At 70.5% G+C, this 16,427-nt stretch carries 16 protein-coding genes; 11 read left to right on the top strand and 5 right to left on the bottom strand.

All coding sequences use genetic code 11. From position 1 onward, the window contains the following. Positions 1-11 precede the first annotated feature (11 nt). Positions 12-845, top strand: a complete 834-nt coding sequence (locus F1734_RS05450) for a crotonase/enoyl-CoA hydratase family protein (protein WP_203011407.1) — start codon at positions 12-14, stop codon at positions 843-845. A 122-nt stretch (positions 846-967) separates the two neighbouring features. Here the strand turns inward: F1734_RS05450 and F1734_RS05445 are convergent, their stop codons facing one another. Next, positions 968-2,005, bottom strand: a complete 1,038-nt coding sequence (locus F1734_RS05445) for an LLM class F420-dependent oxidoreductase (protein ID WP_017680983.1) — start codon at positions 2,003-2,005, stop codon at positions 968-970. Between the two features lie 90 nt (positions 2,006-2,095). On the opposite strand from F1734_RS05445, the gene F1734_RS05440 reads away from it, so the two are divergent. From F1734_RS05440 to F1734_RS05415, 6 genes are read left to right on the top strand one after another with little or no spacing between them, the layout of a single operon-like run. Beyond that, entirely contained in the window at positions 2,096-3,073 is a 978-nt protein-coding gene (locus tag F1734_RS05440) for a Zn-ribbon domain-containing OB-fold protein (protein ID WP_017680982.1), read from the top strand. A 16-nt stretch (positions 3,074-3,089) separates the two neighbouring features. Next, positions 3,090-4,151: a thiolase domain-containing protein gene (locus tag F1734_RS05435; RefSeq protein ID WP_010594461.1), complete on the top strand. Its 1,062-nt coding sequence runs from the start codon at positions 3,090-3,092 to the stop codon at positions 4,149-4,151. Then, positions 4,151-5,326 carry a thiolase domain-containing protein gene (locus F1734_RS05430; RefSeq protein WP_010594462.1) on the top strand — a complete coding sequence of 392 codons (1,176 nt, stop codon included), beginning with the start codon at positions 4,151-4,153 and terminating at the stop codon, positions 5,324-5,326. Before F1734_RS05435 ends, F1734_RS05430 begins: the two co-directional genes overlap by 1 nt. A gap of 12 nt (positions 5,327-5,338) precedes the next feature. Then, positions 5,339-6,217: a TIGR03619 family F420-dependent LLM class oxidoreductase gene (locus F1734_RS05425; protein ID WP_026137822.1), complete on the top strand. Its 879-nt coding sequence runs from the start codon at positions 5,339-5,341 to the stop codon at positions 6,215-6,217. Then, positions 6,214-6,642, top strand: coding sequence for a nuclear transport factor 2 family protein (locus F1734_RS05420; protein WP_010594464.1), 429 nt, complete (start codon positions 6,214-6,216; stop codon positions 6,640-6,642). The genes F1734_RS05425 and F1734_RS05420 overlap by 4 nt, the downstream gene beginning before the upstream one ends. Positions 6,643-6,651: 9 nt before the next feature. Continuing rightward, positions 6,652-7,251: a nucleotidyltransferase family protein gene (locus tag F1734_RS05415; protein WP_010594465.1), complete on the top strand. Its 600-nt coding sequence runs from the start codon at positions 6,652-6,654 to the stop codon at positions 7,249-7,251. Here the strand turns inward: F1734_RS05415 and F1734_RS05410 are convergent. The 3 genes from F1734_RS05410 to F1734_RS05400 all read right to left on the bottom strand — a co-directional run bounded on the left by F1734_RS05410 (position 7,232) and on the right by F1734_RS05400 (position 11,981). Continuing rightward, positions 7,232-8,668 (bottom strand): MFS transporter, encoded by a 1,437-nt coding sequence (locus tag F1734_RS05410; RefSeq protein WP_230831687.1) that lies wholly within the window; start codon positions 8,666-8,668, stop codon positions 7,232-7,234. The genes F1734_RS05415 and F1734_RS05410 overlap by 20 nt on opposite strands. Before the next feature lie 97 nt (positions 8,669-8,765). Then, the gene (locus F1734_RS05405) at positions 8,766-10,337 is read right to left on the bottom strand and encodes an FAD-binding protein (RefSeq protein ID WP_267966271.1); all 1,572 of its coding nucleotides are present in this window, start codon (positions 10,335-10,337) and stop codon (positions 8,766-8,768) included. A 390-nt stretch (positions 10,338-10,727) separates the two neighbouring features. Then, positions 10,728-11,981: a cytochrome P450 gene (locus tag F1734_RS05400; RefSeq protein ID WP_010594468.1), complete on the bottom strand. Its 1,254-nt coding sequence runs from the start codon at positions 11,979-11,981 to the stop codon at positions 10,728-10,730. A 182-nt stretch (positions 11,982-12,163) separates the two neighbouring features. Between F1734_RS05400 and F1734_RS05395 the strand changes: the two genes are divergently transcribed. From F1734_RS05395 to F1734_RS05385, 3 genes are all read left to right on the top strand, one after another. Further along, positions 12,164-13,327 (top strand): steroid 3-ketoacyl-CoA thiolase, encoded by a 1,164-nt coding sequence (locus F1734_RS05395; RefSeq protein ID WP_010594469.1) that lies wholly within the window; start codon positions 12,164-12,166, stop codon positions 13,325-13,327. Between the two features lies 1 nt (position 13,328). Beyond that, entirely contained in the window at positions 13,329-13,802 is a 474-nt protein-coding gene (locus tag F1734_RS05390) for a nitroreductase family deazaflavin-dependent oxidoreductase (RefSeq protein ID WP_010594470.1), read from the top strand. A gap of 79 nt (positions 13,803-13,881) precedes the next feature. Further along, positions 13,882-14,541 (top strand): GNAT family N-acetyltransferase, encoded by a 660-nt coding sequence (locus F1734_RS05385; protein ID WP_010594471.1) that lies wholly within the window; start codon positions 13,882-13,884, stop codon positions 14,539-14,541. 58 nt (positions 14,542-14,599) lie between these two features. Here F1734_RS05385 and F1734_RS05380 read toward each other — a convergent pair whose 3' ends face one another. Beyond that, positions 14,600-15,514, bottom strand: coding sequence for an SDR family oxidoreductase (locus F1734_RS05380; RefSeq protein ID WP_040273865.1), 915 nt, complete (start codon positions 15,512-15,514; stop codon positions 14,600-14,602). 149 nt (positions 15,515-15,663) lie between these two features. On the opposite strand from F1734_RS05380, the gene echA20 reads away from it, so the two are divergent. Beyond that, positions 15,664-16,425, top strand: a complete 762-nt coding sequence (gene echA20, locus F1734_RS05375; protein ID WP_010594473.1) for a (7aS)-7a-methyl-1,5-dioxo-2,3,5,6,7,7a-hexahydro-1H-indene-carboxyl-CoA hydrolase — start codon at positions 15,664-15,666, stop codon at positions 16,423-16,425. Positions 16,426-16,427 lie beyond the last annotated feature (2 nt).

Here is a 16,427-nt window from a genome sequence, read left to right as displayed (position 1 = left end):
AGGAGTCCTCAGTGTCCACCACCGCATCGGAAGTTTCCGGCATTTCGACAGCCGCTCCGCACTGCCTCGTCGAGCAGCGCGGTCCGGTCCTGATCGTCACCATGAACCGGCCCGAGGCGCGCAACGCCCTCTCCGGCGAGATGATGGCGATCATGGCCGAGGCGTGGGACCGCGTCGACAACGATCCGGAGATCCGGGTGGCCGTCCTGACCGGCGCGGGCGGCGCCTTCTGCGCGGGCGCCGACCTCAAGGCGATGAACCGGTCCGCCCCGGGCGACAAGTTCGAGCAGGGCGACGGCGGAGGATGGGACCTGTCCAGGCTGCCCGCGCTGCTCAAGGGCCGCCGCCTCACCAAACCGCTCATCGCCGCGGTGGAGGGGCCGGCCATCGCCGGCGGCACCGAGATCCTCCAGGGCACCGACATCAGGGTGGCCGGCGAGAGCGCGAAATTCGGTGTGTCCGAAGCAAAATGGGGCCTGTTCCCACTCGGTGGCTCGGCGGTGCGGCTCGTGCGTCAGATCCCCTACACGATCGCCGCCGACATCCTGCTCACCGGCCGGCACATCACGGCCCCCGAGGCGAAGGAGATCGGCCTGATCGGCCACGTCGTCCCCGACGGTCAGGCACTCGACAAGGCCCTCGAGATCGCCGGCACCATCGCCGCCAACGGCCCGCTCGCCGTCCGGGCCATCCTGAAGACCATCCGCGACACCGAGGGCCTGCACGAGGAGGAGGCCTTCGAGATCGACGCGAAGCTCGGCGCCGAGGTCTTCAAGAGCGCCGACGCCAAGGAGGGCCCCCGCGCCTTCGCCGAGAAGCGGGCCCCGAAGTTCACCGGCGCCTGAGGGGCCTCTGCCCGCCCCCGCCGACCGCCCCCGCCGACCGAATGTCACATCGCGTCGATCACATCGAACCGGTGTGACATTCGGTCACGCGGCAGCAGTGGGTGCGCGCCGGGGCGGCGGGATCAGCCCAGGACGACGTCCGCCAGGGAACGCACGTGCTCGGCGTCGTGGCAGCTCACCAGCAGCATCGTCACGCCCGCGTCGGACCAGCGCTTCACTCCGGCGCGGACCTCGTCGCGGTCGCCGACGATCATCGTCTCGGTGACCATCTCGTCGGGGATCGCGGCGGCGGCCTCGTCCTTGCGACCGGCGCGGAACAACCTGGTCACCTCGTCGACGACGTCGCCGTAGCCCATCCGCCGGTACACCTGGGCGTGGAAGTTCAGTTCGGGAGTGCCCATGCCTCCGACGTACAGGGCGGTGACGGGCTTGAGGCCCGCGACGGTCCCCGCCCGGTCGTCGGTGACGACGACCTGGCAGGTCGCGGCGATCTCGAAGTCGGCGCGGGTGCGCCGGGCGCCCGGACGGGAGAAGCCCTCGTCGAGCCACTCGTCGTACATCGGGGCCAGGCGCGGCGAGTAGTAGATGGCCAGCCATCCGTCGGCGATCTCGGCGGTCAACGCGACGTTCTTCGGTCCCTCGGCGCCGATCCAGATGGGGATGTCCGCGCGCAGCGGGTGCGTGATGGGCTTGAGCGGCTTGCCGAGTCCGGTGGCGCCGGGACCGTCGTACGGCAGCGGGTAGTGCGGCCCCGGGTTGGTCACCGGCTCGCGGCGGTCGAGCACCCGGCGCACGACCGAGACGTATTCGCGGGTGCGAGCGAGCGGTTTGGCGAACGGCTCGCCGTACCATCCCTCGACGACCTGCGGGCCCGATACGCCGAGGCCCAGGATGTGCCGGCCGCCGCTGAGGTGGTCGAGGGTGAGGGCGTGCATGGCGCAGTTGGTGGGGGTGCGGGCGGAGATCTGCACGACGGACGTGCCGAGCCGCACCCGCTGCGTGCCCGAGCCCCACCAGGCGAGCGGTGTGAACGCATCCGAGCCCCACGACTCGGCGGCGAAGACCGCGTCGAAGCCCTCCGCTTCGGCGGCAGCGACGAGTTCTCCGGCGTTCGCGGGCGGCTGCGCCCCCCAGTAGCCGAGCTGCAGACCCAGTTTCATTGCACACCATTCCTTTCGGGGTGGGCCGAAGGCACCGCTGCTCGGACAGTACCCTTGCCACCGTCTCTAGAACCTGTTCTACTCGAAGTTGTGAGCCTGGGAAAGAGCGCGACCGCGGAGAAACCGCTGAGCGCACCACTGAACCTGAAGTTCGACTACACCCGATCCACGGGGCCGACCGTCGGCGCGTTCGTCACCGGTCTGCGCGACGGACGAATCCTCGGCGCCCGCGGTTCGGACGGACGAGTCCTCGTGCCGCCCCCGGAGTTCGACGCGGTCACCCACGAACCGCTCACCGACTTCGTCGAGGTCGGGCAGAGCGGCACGGTTCGCAGCTGGACCTGGAATCCGGATCCGTTGCCGGGCCAGCCGTTCGACCGTCCCTTCGCGTGGGCGCTGATCCAGTTGGACGGGGCCGACACGACGCTGCTGCACGCGGTCGACGTCCCCGACCCGGCGGACATGCGCACCGGGATGCGGGTGCGCGTGCGCTGGGCCGACGACCGCGTCGGCCACATCCGCGACATCGCCGGGTTCGAGCCCGGCGAGGCCGGCACCGTGACGGTGCGGCCGGAGGACTCCGGCGAACCGGTGACGATGATGATCACCCCGCTGGACCTGCACTACACGCACAGCGCGTCGTCCGAGGAGTCCTACTACCTGCGCGGGCTGGCCGAGGGCCGACTGATCGGCGGGCGCACCGGTCCCGGCGGCAAGGTCTACATCCCGCCGCGCGGCGCGAACCCCACCGACGGCATCCCCACCCGCGAGCAGGTCGAGGTGTCCGACAAGGGCATCGTGACCACGTTCTGCATCGTCAACGTGCCGTTTCTCGGGCAGCAGATCACGCCGCCCTACGTCGCGGCGTACGTGCTGCTCGACGGTGCCGACATCCCGTTCCTGCACCTGATCCTCGAGTGCGACGCCTCCGAGGTGCGCATGGGCATGCGGGTGGAGGCGAAGTGGCGCCCGCGCGAGGAGTGGGACTACACGCTGCGCAACATCGAGTACTTCCGGCCGACCGGCGAGCCGGACGCCGCCTACGAGACCTTCGAACACCACCTGTAAGGGAGCCGCGCCCACCATGACAGACATCGCAGTCGTCGGCTTCGCGCAGGCACCTCACGTGCGCGAGACCACCGGCACCACCAACGGCGTCGAGATGCTCGTCCCGTGCTTCCGGGAGCTCTACGACAAGCTGGGTATCACCAAGTCCGACATCGGTTTCTGGTGTTCGGGCTCGTCGGACTACCTGGCCGGCCGGGCGTTCTCGTTCATCTCCGCCGTGGACGCGCTCGGCGCGGTGCCACCGATCAACGAATCCCACGTCGAGATGGACGCCGCCTGGGCGCTGTACGAGGCGTGGGTCAAGCTGCTCACCGGGGAGGTCGACACCGCGCTCGTGTACGGCTTCGGCAAGTCCTCGGCGGGCACGCTGCGCCAGGTCCTCGGCGTGCAACTCGACCCGTACCTCGTCGCACCGCTCGGCCTCGACTCCGTCTCGCTCGCCGGGCTGCAGGCCCGGTTCGGACTCGACGCCGGCAAGTGGACGGAGGAGGACATGGCGCAGGTCGCCGTCCGCGCACGGGCCGCCGCCAAGGACAATCCGAATGCCCAGATCAGCGGCGACGTCACGGTCGAGGAACTGCTCGACCGGCCCTACGTCGCCGACCCGTTGCGAAGGCACGACTGCGCCCCGGTCACCGACGGCGCCGCCGCCGTCGTGCTCGCCACCGGCGACCGGGCCCGCGAGCTGTGCGAGAACCCCGCCTGGATCACCGGCATCGAGCACCGCATCGACACCCCGAACTTCGGCTCGCGGGACCTGACGCAGGCACCGTCCGCCGCCGCGGCCGCCGCGGCGGTGACCGGCGGGGACACCGCCTTCGACGTCGCCGAGCTGCACGCCCCGTTCACGCATCAGGAGCTGATCCTGCGCGAGGCGCTCGGCCTCTCGGGCGCGACGGCGGTCAACCCGACCGGGGGTCCGCTCACCGGCAACCCCATGTTCTCCGGTGGACTCGAACGCATCGGCTGTGCCGCGCAGGCGATCATGGACGGCCGCGCCGGACGTGCGCTCGCACACGCGACGAGTGGGGCTGTGCTGCAACAGAATCTGGTAGCAGTTCTGGAGGGACGCAACTGATGGGCAAGCAACTCGCCGCTGTCCTCGGCACGGGACAGACCCACTACGTCGCCAAACGGCACGACGTGTCGATGTCCGGTCTCGTCCGCGAGGCGATCGACCGGGCGCTCGCGGACGCGGACGTGGGCTGGGACGACATCGACGCCGTCGTCATCGGCAAGGCCCCGGACCTGTTCGAGGGCGTGATGATGCCCGAACTGGGCATGGTCGACGCGATCGGCGCCACCGGCAAGCCCATGCTGCGGGTCCACACCGCCGGGTCGGTCGGCGGGTCCACCGCCAACGTCGCCGCCAGCCTCGTCCAGGCCGGCGTGCACCGACGGGTGCTGGCCGTGGCGTGGGAGAAGCAGTCCGAATCGAACGCCATGTGGGCGTTGTCCACCCCGGTGCCGTTCACCATGCCGGTCGGGGCGGGCGCCGGTGGCTACTTCGCCCCCCACGTGCGCTCCTACATCCGGCGCTCGGGCGCCCCCGAGCACATCGGCGCGATGGTGGCCGTCAAGGACCGCCTCAACGGCGCGAAGAACCCCTACGCGCACCTCAAGCAGCCGGACATCACGCTCGAGTCGGTGCAGGCGTCGCAGATGCTGTGGGACCCCATCCGCTACGACGAGACCTGCCCCTCCTCGGACGGCGCGTGCGCCGTGGTGATCGGCGACGAGGACTCGGCCGCGGCAGTCGAGGCGCAGGGCCGGGGCGTCGCGTGGATCCACGCCACCGCGATGCGAACCGAGCCGACCACGTACGCGGGACGCGACCAGGTCAACCCCGAGGCGGGCCGGATGGCCGCGGCGGCGCTGTGGAAGGCCGCGGGGATCACCGACCCGCTCACCGAGATCGACTGCGCCGAGATCTACGTCCCCTTCTCGTGGTTCGAACCGATGTGGCTCGAGAACCTCGGCTTCACCCCGGAACGTTCCGGCTGGAAGCTCACCGAGTCCGGGGAAACGGCCCTCGGTGGTCAGCTGCCGGTCAACATGTCCGGCGGGGTGCTCTCGTCCAACCCGATCGGCGCGTCCGGAATGATCCGATTCGCCGAGGCGGCGATGCAGGTGATGCACCGCGCCGGGGAACATCAGGTCGACGGTGCGCGCAAGGCGCTCGGGCATGCGTACGGTGGTGGCTCGCAGTACTTCTCGATGTGGGTGGTCGGCTCGGACCGACCGGAACGATAGGCACGGACCGTGGTGGACTTCACCGTCGGCGTCGCGATGACGCCGCTCGATCAACTCGCCGACCTGGCCCGCACTGCCGAAGAGTGCGGGTTCGCCTCGATCGCGCTGCCCGACTCCCTGTTCTACATGGAGAAGCAGAGCGTCGACTACCCGTACACTCCCGACGGGTCGCGGATGTGGACCGAGGACACCCCGTGGGTGGATCCGTTGATCGCCGCGGCCGCGATGGGGGCGGTCACGTCGACGCTCCGGTTCTACACCCAGGTCCTCAAGCTCGGCTCCCGCAACCCCGTGCTGCTGGCCCGCCAGGTCGGGTCGGTCGCCAACCTGACCGGGAACCGCTTCGGCTTCGGCGTGGGAATCGGCTGGGCCCCGGAGGAATTCGAGTGGTGCGGCGTCCCGTACGCGCGGCGCGGCAAGCGGGTCGACGAGATGATCGAGGTCATCAGGCTCATCCTCGGCGGCGGCATGGTCGAACACCACGGCGAGTTCTTCGACTTCGACCGCCTGCAGATGAGCCCCGCCCCCAGCGCACCGGTGCCGTTCTACATCGGCGGCCACACCGACGTCGCGCTGCGCCGCGCGGCCCGGATCGGCGACGGCTGGACCTCGGCGATGATCCGCTTCGACGACCTCGTCGACGTGGTCGCGCGACTGCGCGAACTGCGCGCCGAATACGGCCGCGCCGACGAGCCGTTCGAGATCCAGGCCGTGTGCGTCGACCGGTTCGGCAGCGCGGGGTACGCCGAACTCGAGGACGCCGGGGTCACCGACATCATCGTGGTGCCGTGGATCTTCGACGGGCACGGCTTCGACAGTCCCCTCGAGGCGAAGCAGGAGTCCCTGCACAGATTCGCCGACAGGTACATCCATCGAAGGGAGCAGGCATGAGCGACGAACATCCGGCGCGGGTGGCCGCGCGGGCGTCCCAGGCCGCGGCCAGCGGGAAGCGCAAGGACGAGTGGCTGGCGCTGTTCGCCGAGAACGGGGTCGTCGAGGACCCGGTCGGTCCGTCCGGGTTCGACCCGGAGGGCACGGGGCACCACGGGCGCGAGGCGATCTCGCGCTTCTACGACATGACCATCGCGAACACCGACCGGCTCGAGTTCCTCGTCGACGACGTGCTGGTGTGCGGCGACGAGTGCGTCAACATCGGCACCATCCGCACCACCCTCGGCGGCAACGTGATCGACGCCGAGGGCGTGTTCGTCTACCGCGTGGACGACGACGGCCGGATCGCGTCGCTGCGCGCCTTCTGGGAAGTCGAGCGGGCCATGAAGACGGTTCGCCCCGCAGCCGGGGCGGCGCGCGGCTAGAGTCCGGCCATGACCGTCGGCGGGATCGTCCTCGCGGCGGGGGGCGGCACGCGACTGGGCGGGCGCGCGAAAGCACTGCTCCCCCACCGCGGCCACCCGCTGCTGCACACCGTGGTGGCCGCGCTCACCGCCGGGGGCTGCGACGAGATCACGGTGGTCGCCGGCGCCTACGCCGACGACGTCGTCGCCGCGTGCCCGCCCGGCATCCGAACCGTCGTCAATCCGCGCTGGGCCGAGGGGATGTCGACGTCGCTGCGGGCCGGGATGGACGCCACGACGGGCCACGAGGTGATCGCCCTGACCGTCGTCGACTTTCCCGGCATCACCGCCGGACTCGTCCGAACCGTGCTGGCCGCGCACCGCCCCGGCACGATCACCGTGCCGATGTTCGGCGACCGCCCCGGCCATCCTGTGGTGTTCGACCGGCGTGATGCCGAGGCGGCGGCCCGGGAGGCCGTCGGCGACGAGGGTGCCCGGCGATTCCTCGCCGGCCACCGCGACCGGGTGCGGCGGCTGGACTGCACGGGTCTCGCCGATCCGGGAGACGTCGACGTGCCCGGCGATCTGGCGCTGCTGGACCGGCGGGACGTCACGCGCGGCGATACCTGATCGCCGAGCCCAGGACGATCGTCACGGCGCAGGACAGCACCAGCATCGTGCAGACGGCCCCGAGTGCGGCCACCGTCGGCGTGGCCGTCCCCGGCACCACCAGGGACGCGAGCAGGAGCGACGCCACCGAGGTGCCCACGGCCGACGCGGCGGTGCGCAGCACGGTCTGGCTGCCGGCCATCTCGCTCGTGTTGTGTTCCGGGACGGACTCGACGAGCAGGTTCGGCAGCGCGGTGTACGCGAACGCCGTCGCCACCGAGACGGCCACCACCAGCAGCGTCATCCCGAGCACCGAGGCCCGGAAGAAGAAGAATCCGGCGCACGCCACGAGGAACACCACGCTGCCGAGCAGCAGCGACGACCGTGCCCCCACCGCGGCGGCGATCCGGCCCGCGACGGGCGTGAACGCCATGCCGATCATCGCGCCGACGAACGACAGCGTTCCGGCGTAGGTGGGTGTGAGTCCGAGGCCGAACGGCGCGGAGGTGGGGCTCTGCATGATGATCGGGATGATCATCGTCCCGACCCCGATCGGTCCGACGCCGAGGGCCACCCCGGCGAGCATCGTCAGCGCGACGTTGCGTTCGGCGAGCAGGCGCAGGTTCACGATCGGGGACGGCCGGCCGAGCTCCCACCACACCCACCAGGCGAAGATCGCCGTACCGACGACGATCGGCGCGAGGACGCGGCCGTCGCTCCAGCCCCAGGCGCGGCTCTGGGTCAACCCGAACAGGACGGCGGCCACGGCCGTCGCCAGGCCGGCCGCGCCCACCACGTCGATCGGCTGCCGGTGGTGGTGGCGGCGTCGCCACGGCAGCACGGCCTCGACCAGGAAGATGCAGGCGATGGCGTACGCCGCGGCGACGACGAAGATGTACCGCCAGTCCCCGAGATCGATGAGGATGCCGGCGACGAGCAGGGAGGCGGCCCCGGCCGCGACGGCGGATCCGGAGATCAGTGCGACGGCCATCGGGACGCGTTCCGCGGGCAGGTGCTCACGGGCGAGCCCGATGCACAGCGGCAGGATCGCGCCCGCCACCCCCTGGATCGCCCGGCCGGCGATGATGGCCTCGAGGGTCCCGAACGCCATGCTGACGATCGAGCCGGTGGCGGCGCAGGCCAGCACGAACATCAGCACCCGTTCGCGACCGTACATGTCGCCGAGCCGGCCGCACACCGCCGCCGAGGCCGCCGCCACCAGCAGAAACGCCGTCACGGTCCATCCGACCGCGGAGGCGTCCGCCTCGAAGACCCGGGCGAACGTCGGCAGCGCCGCGTACATCATCGACGTCTCGAATGCGCTGATGACTTCGACGGCGATGAGAATGGCCACCACCGCCCACACGGGTCGGGTCCGCTCGTAGCGGCGTTCGGCACGGGTCGAGGGTGCCCGTTCGGGTGCCAACGATGTACTCATGAATACTCCTACGGTTCGTCGGTGTGAACCGTACGGACGGAGTACGCCGAGTGTGACGCAGGACCCACTGAGCGGGACCGGGCGGCCGGCGTCGTCCTTACGCGCCGGCCATGTGCCGGACCGCCAGGTGGGCGAACAACGCGCTGGTGCCGATCGGGTTGCCGCCGCCGGGGTAGACGGTGCCGCTCGGGGCGGCCATCGTGTTGCCCGCCGCGTACAGCCCGGGGATGGGCGTCCCGGCGCCGTCGAGCACGCGGCCGACGGTGTCGGTGCGCAGGCCGCCCTTGGTGCCGAGGTCCGAGATGCCGAACTGCGCGGCGTGGAACGGGCCCTTCTCGATCGGGACCAGCGCCGAACCGCCGCCGGTGAACGCCACGTCGTAGGGCTCGTCCCCGCGGCCGAAGTCCTCGTCGACGCCGCCGGCGGCGAGGCGGTTGAACCGTGCGACGGTCGCCTCGAGCGCCTCGGCCGACACCCCGATCTGCCCGGCGAGTTCGGCGAGCGTGTCGGCGGTCTTCCACAGTCCCGCCGCCTCGTACTTCTCGGTCTCCACGAGCGGAACGTTCGTCGCCGCGATCGGCGGCACCACCCCGCTCCGGTCGTCGTAGATCATCCAGAACGGCAGCGTCATCTCGCCCTTGTCCATGCGGGCGATGATGTCGCGGCCGAGCCGGTCGTAGGGCGCGTACTCGTTGGTGAAGCGATTGCCGTCCTGGTCGACGAAGATGCCGCCGGTGAAGCACAGCGCGAAGGCCGAGCGCCCGTCGGGGTGGGTCAGCCCCGGCGACCACCACGCCTCGCTCATCAGGTCGACGTCGGCACCGATCGCGATGGCCGCCTGGTGGGCCTTGCCGAGGTTGGACCACGGCCCCATCGAATCGCGGGCCGCGCCGGGGACGCCGTACCGTGCGCGCATCTCGTCGTTGTGGTCGAATCCGCCGGCGGCGAGCACGACGCCCTTGCGGGCCCGCACCGCGCGCCGCTGCTCGCCGTGGGAGACGATCGCGCCGACCACGGCGCCGTCCTCGACGACGAGTTCCTCGAGCGGCGTGTTCCGGTGCAGCTGCACGTTCGGGTACTTGCGCATGGCGACCAGGAACCGGCCGATGAGGGCACGCCCACCGATCAGCTTGTCCGGCAACGGATCCCCGTTGCGCTCGCGACCCAGCGGCCCGCGGACGGATTCGTTGAGTTCCGGGTCGTCGGCGACGGACCGCGGGGTCGGTGCGATGTGACGGCCCTTCGCGCTGGCCTTGGGAGCCTTGCCGAAGTAGTCCGGCCACGGGTAGGCCGTGAACTCGATGTCCTCGTCGGCCTCGAGGTAGTCGATCAGGGGTGCGCCGCCACGGACGTAGGCGTCCTGCAGGTCGCGGGGGGTGCGGTCGCCGACGACGGCATGGTAGTAGGTCAGGGCGTCGTCGATGGTGTCGTCGTCGCCGGCACGTCGCAGCACGGCGTTGGTGGGGAACCAGACCCCACCGCCGCCGGAGTAGGCGGTGGTGCCGCCGAAGTACTCGGAGGCCTCGACCAGGACGACCGACAGTCCCTCACGGGCGGCGGTGTACGCGCCGCAGCAGCCTCCCGCCCCCGATCCCACGACGAGGACGTCGCATTCCTCTGCCCAATCCACCATGCTCGAAGCCTTTCGCCGATTCCGTTCCGGGAGCACGTGACACTATTTCCGCAACCGCGGCGCACGGGAGAGGACGTCTCACTGGGCGGAACAACAGGCCCGGGCCCTGCCGCACGCGAGATCTCCGCCGTTCGGTCCGCACGGCCGGACCCGGCACGGCGACGTCGCACAGGCCGATCCCGGTCAGCAGGACCGGAAGCTGCCGGCCCTCGGCGGCCGAAATACTGTGGCCGAGCACCCCGCCCTCACCCCCAATTTCGGCGGGGTGCACCCACCTCGCCGGCTTCTGCGGTACTCCCCACCTCTGTCCGACATCCCTCCGCGCGCCGATCCGGGAACGGCGACCGGATCCGCAGGACGCCGGGGCCAGCGGTCGGCACGGCGGCGCCGTAGGAGCCCCGATCGCCCCGGCGCCGTGGCATCGGGTCAGTGCTCGACGGGGCAGCCGCCCTCCGTCCTGTAGTCCACCCGGAACTCCTTGATGCCGTTGAGCCAGCCGGACCGCAACCGGCGCGGATCGGCGACCTTGGTGATGTCGGGCATGTAGTCGGCGATCGCGTTGAACACGAGGTCGATCTCCATCCGCGCCAGGTTGGCGCCGAGGCAGTAGTGCGCGCCGGTTCCGCCGAACGCGAGGTGCGGGTTGGGATCTCGCAGGATGTCGAATGTCCGGGGGTTCTCGAACACCTCCTCGTCGTTGTTCGCCGACGCGTACAGCATCACGACGCGGTCGCCCTTGCGAATCGTCTGCCCGCCGAGTTCGGTGTCCTCGAGCGCGGTGCGCTGGAACGACGTGACCGGCGTGGCCCAGCGGATGATCTCGTCGGCCGCGGTCTTCGGGCGGTCCCGCTTGAAGATCTCCCACTGCTCCGGGTTGTCGAGGAACGCCGCCATGCCGTGCGTGATCGCGTTGCGGGTGGTCTCGTTGCCGGCGACGGCGAGCACGATGAAGAAGAAGCCGAACTCCTCGGGTGAGAGCTCGTCCCCGTCGATGTCCGCCTCGATCAGCGTGGTGACGATGTCGTCCGCCGGACACTCCTTGCGCGCGGCGGCCATCTGGTACGCGTAGCCGAGAACCTCCATCGACGCGGCCGCGGGGTCGGCGGTGTTGTCCGGATCGTCGTAGCCGGTCATCTGATTCGACCACTCGAAGATCTTGTCCCGGTCCTCCTGCGGGACGCCGATCAGTTCGGCGATGGCCTGCAGGGGCAGCTCGGCGGCGACCTGGGTGACGAAATCGCCCCGGCCGGCCTGGCAGGCTTCCTCGACGATCTTCTTCGCGCGGGCGTTCAGCTCGTCCCGGAGGCCGTTGATGGCGCGGGGGGTGAACCCGCGGGCGACGAGTTTGCGCAGCTTGGTGTGCTCGGGAGCGTCCTTGTTGAGCAGGACGTGCCGCTGCAGTTCGATGGCCTCGCGCGGGATGTCGTCGTTGAACCGCGGGATGGCGGTGTTCTCCCAGTTGGAGAACACGTCGCTGCGGCGGGAGACCTCACGGACCTCCTCGTGCCGGGACACGACCCAGAATCCCTCGTCGTGGAACCCGCCGACGTCCGGGGATTTCTTGTTCCACCAGACGGGGGCCGTCCTACGCAGCTCGGCGAACTCCTCGAACGGCATCCGCTCGGCGTAGAGATCCGGATCGGTGAAGTCGATGTCTTCGGGGATGTTGGGCTGCGCCACTGAATTCTCTCCTACCCTGACGAGTGCACCGGGTCGCGATGTGGAACACGTTCTAAAAGCATTCAAGCACAGGGCGGCCCGGACGCCAAGGAATCGCCAAGTCCCGATCATTCGGACCACACCTTGTCCGCCACGACAACCTGTTCTACTTTGCGAGGACAAGGATCAGAAAGGAGCCCACCGTGGGCACACCAGTCATCGTCGAGGCGGCACGCACCCCGATCGGCAAGCGCGGCGGCTGGCTCGCCGGCCTGCACGCTGCCGAGATCCTCGGGGCCGCGCAGAGCGGACTGATCGAGCGTGCGGGCCTCGATCCCGCCCTCGTCGAGCAGGTGATCGGCGGGTGCGTCACACAGGCCGGCGCGCAGTCCAACAACATCACCCGCACCGCCTGGCTGCACGCCGGACTGCCGTGGCAGGTCGGCGCCACCACGATCGACTGCCAGTGCGGGTCGGCCCAGCAGGCCAACCACCTGATCGCCGGGCTCATCGCCACCGGCGCCATCGACGTCGGCATCGCCTGCGGTATCGAGGCGATGTCCCAGGTGCCGCTCGGCGCGAACGTCGGCGAACTCGCCGGCCCGCGCCGCCCCGAGTCGTGGAACATCGACATGCCCAACCAGTTCGAGGCGGCCGAGCGCATCGCTCGCCGGCGCGGCATCACCCGCGAGGACGTCGACGCCCTCGGCGTCCGGTCGCAGGCGCTGGCCGAGCAGGCCTGGGACGAGGGCCGATTCGACCGCGAGGTGCTGCCCGTCGTCGCACCCGTCGTCGACAAGGCGGGCGCGCTCACCGGCGAGAAGCAGACCGTCGCCCGCGACCAGGGCCTGCGCGAGACGACCGCGGAGTCGCTCGCGAAGCTGAAGCCGGTCCTCGACGGCGGCATCCACACGGCCGGCACCTCGTCGCAGATCTCCGACGGCGCGGCCGCGGTGCTGCTCATGGATTCCGACCGCGCCGCGGCGCTCGGCCTGAAGCCGCGGGCTCGGATCGTCTCGCAGGCCCTCGTCGGCGCCGAGCCCGAGTTCCATCTCGACGGACCGGTGCAGGCGACGAGCCGCGTCCTCGACAAGTCCGGGATGGCGATCGGCGACCTGGACCTGTTCGAGGTCAACGAGGCGTTCGCGTCGGTGCTGCTGTCGTGGGCGCGGGTGCACGAGCCCGACATGGACAAGGTCAACGTGAACGGTGGCGCGATCGCGCTCGGCCACCCCGTCGGCTCCACCGGCTCGCGGCTGATCACCACCGCCCTGCACGAGCTCGAGCGGCGCGACGGCTCGACCGCGCTGATCACCATGTGCGCCGGCGGCGCGCTGGCCACCGGCACGATCATCGAGCGGATCTGACATGAGCGCAGCCGCCGCGCCGAAGGGCCTCGACTCGAAGTGGACGGTGCCGGTCATCAAGTGGATGTCGCGCGCCAACGTGGCGGCCTACAAGGCCACCGGGGGCCGGATCGGTGGAAAGTGGCGGGTGGGCAGCGCCTTCCCGTGGGGCATCCCCGTCTGCCTGCTCACCACCACGGGCCGCAAGACCGGGCAGCCACGGACCGTCCCCCTGCTGTTCCTCGAGGACGGCGAGCGGGTGGTGCTCGTCGCATCCCAGGGCGGCCTGCCTCAGCACCCGCTGTGGTTCCGCAACATCCGCGCCGATCCGCGGGTGACCGTGCAGGTGCGCTCGCGGGTGCGGCAGATGACGGCGCGGGTGGCGACGCCCGAGGAGCGGTCGCACTACTGGCCGCGGCTGGTGGCGATGTACGCGGATTTCGACAATTATCAGTCCTGGACGGATCGGGTCATCCCGGTGGTGGTGTGCGAGTGATCTTCGCGGGAGCCGGCACGGCCGGGCACGAACCAGTGGGGTGCCCGGTCGAGCTGCTCTCGAGAAGGGATGTCACCCGATGACAACCGCCAACCACGACCGCGTACTCGACAAGCGGGAGATCGCCGCCGCACTGCTGCGCGCGCTCGAACGCCGGCACGAGGTCCTCGATGCCATCGTCGAGAGCGACGACCGGGCCGAGGCGGTCACGACCGTCGCGCGGCTGCTCGACACGAACGAGTCGTGCGCCGAAGCGGTGCTCAACCTTCCGTTCCGGCGGCTGACCAAGGCGGAGCGGAAGAAGATCCGGGAGGAACTCGACGACCTCGACGCGGTGCTGAAGTGGACGCCCGCCGAACGTCCGTACGCCACCGGTGCCCACTTCCGGCTGCGTCAGTTCAGCAACAGCGATCGGGACCGCGAGCTGTTCCGCGCGCGGTGCGAGGAGCAGCTCGGCGACGCCGGCGAGGAGCGGGTCGAGCAGGAACGCGCCGCCGGCCTGTCGCGCATCGACGACGAGTCCGCGGTGTGGCTGGTCGCCGAGGACCTGTCCGGCACCGACCCCAAGCCGGTCGGTTTCGCGTTCGGTGAGCTCCAGGGCCACGAGGTCGACGTCGCGATCTGGGTCCACCCGGAGCTGCGCAAGCAGGGCTACGGCACCGCGACCCTCAAGCACGCCCGCACCGAGCTGGCCGCGTACTTCCCCGGCACCACCATCATCGTCCGTTCGCCCGCATAGTCGCCCCCACCCGTGCGCGCTTTCGGTAGCGGGCGCTACCGAAAGCGCGCACGGCCGGTCAGGCGCCGTAGACCGGGGTCGGGGGCTCGCTGCGCGCGATCAGCTTCTCCACCACCGGGCCGAGTTCCTTCGGATCCCAGCGCTCGCCCTTGTCGATCGCCTCGCCGTGCCGCCAGCCGTCGGCGACGGAGACCTTGCCGCCCTCCACCTCGAAGACCCGGCCCGTGACCTCCTTGGACTCGGCGCTGCCGAGCCACACCACCAGCGGTGAGACGTTCTCCGGGGCCATCGCGTCGAACCCGTCCTCGGGGGCGGCCATCGACTCGGCCATCGCCCCGCCCGCGCCCACGGTCATGCGGGTCCGCGCGGCCGGCGCGATCGCGTTGACGGTGACGCCGTAGCGCGCGAACTCCGCGGCCGCCTGGATCGTGAGGGTGGCGATCCCCGCCTTCGCGGCGGCGTAGTTGCCCTGGCCGATGCTGCCCATCAGGCCGGCACCCGAGCTGGTGTTGACGATGCGGGCGTCGACCGGGTTGCCGGCCTTCGCCTCCCCGCGCCAGTACGCCATCGCGTGCCGCATCGGAGCGAAGTGGCCCTTCAGATGCACCCGGATCACCGCATCCCATTCCTCCTCGCTCATGTTGGCGAGCATGCGATCCCGCAGGAATCCGGCGTTGTTGACCAGGACGTCGAGCCGCCCGAAGGTGTCCAGGGCCGTCTGCACCAGGTTCTGCGCGCCGGCCCAGTCGGCGACGTCGTCACCGTTGACGACGGCCTCGCCGCCGGTCGCCCGGATCTCCGCGACGACCTGCTCCGCGGGGCTCTCCCCCGTCGCGGAACCGTCCGCGCCGGCCCCGATGTCGTTGACCACGACCTTCGCCCCCTCGGCGGCGAACGCCAGCGCGTGGGCCCGTCCGATACCGCGCCCCGCGCCGGTGACGATCACGACGCGCCCGTTGACCAGTCCACTCACTTGTCTTCTCCTCGAATAGATGTCGTTGTCGCGGAATTCGGGCGACACGATCGCCCCGCCTCCACGATTCCGCTCCCTGGGGTCTTCGCCCCGCATGTGCTAACTTACCAAGCAATCGCTTGGTTCGGTACAGACGTTAGGAACCTGCCATGGGCATCACCTCGACCACCGACGGCGCGGGCATCACCACGGTCACCGTCGACTACCCGCCTGTGAACGCCATCCCCTCCCAGGGGTGGTTCGAACTGGCCGACGCGGTCCTCGCCGCAGGCAAGGATCCGGCCACGCACGTGGTGATCCTGCGCGCGGAGGGCCGCGGCTTCAATGCCGGCGTCGACATCAAGGAGATGCAGGCCACCGACGGGCACGACGCCCTCATCGCCGCCAACCGCGGCTGCGCCGCCGCCTTCGCCGCCGTCTACGACTGCGCCGTGCCCGTCGTGGTCGCCGTGAACGGCTTCTGCGTCGGCGGCGGAATCGGTCTCGTCGGCAACGCCGACGTCATCGTCGCCTCCGACGACGCCGTCTTCGGCCTGCCCGAGGTGGACCGCGGCGCGCTCGGCGCCGCCACCCACCTCGCCCGGCTCGTGCCGCAGCACATGATGCGCACCCTCTACTACACGGCGCAGAACGTCACGGCCCAGCAGCTCGAGCACTTCGGTTCCGTCTACAAGGTGGTCCCGCGCGCCGAACTCGACGCCACGGCCCGCGAGATCGCCGGGAAGATCGCGGCGAAGGACACCCGAGTCATCCGCTGCGCCAAGGAGGCCATCAACGGCATCGACCCGGTGGACGTGAAGGACAGCTACCGCTTCGAGCAGGGCTTCACCTTCGAACTCAACCTCGCGGGCGTCGCGGACGAGCACCGGGACGAGTTCGTCGCCACCGGCAAACCGCGCGCCAACCACTGACC

Origin of the sequence: Rhodococcus ruber (assembly GCF_016804345.1) — a bacterium.
Taxonomy (GTDB): Bacteria; Actinomycetota; Actinomycetes; order Mycobacteriales; family Mycobacteriaceae; genus Rhodococcus; species Rhodococcus ruber.
This window is presented reverse-complemented; position numbering and strand designations above follow the sequence as displayed.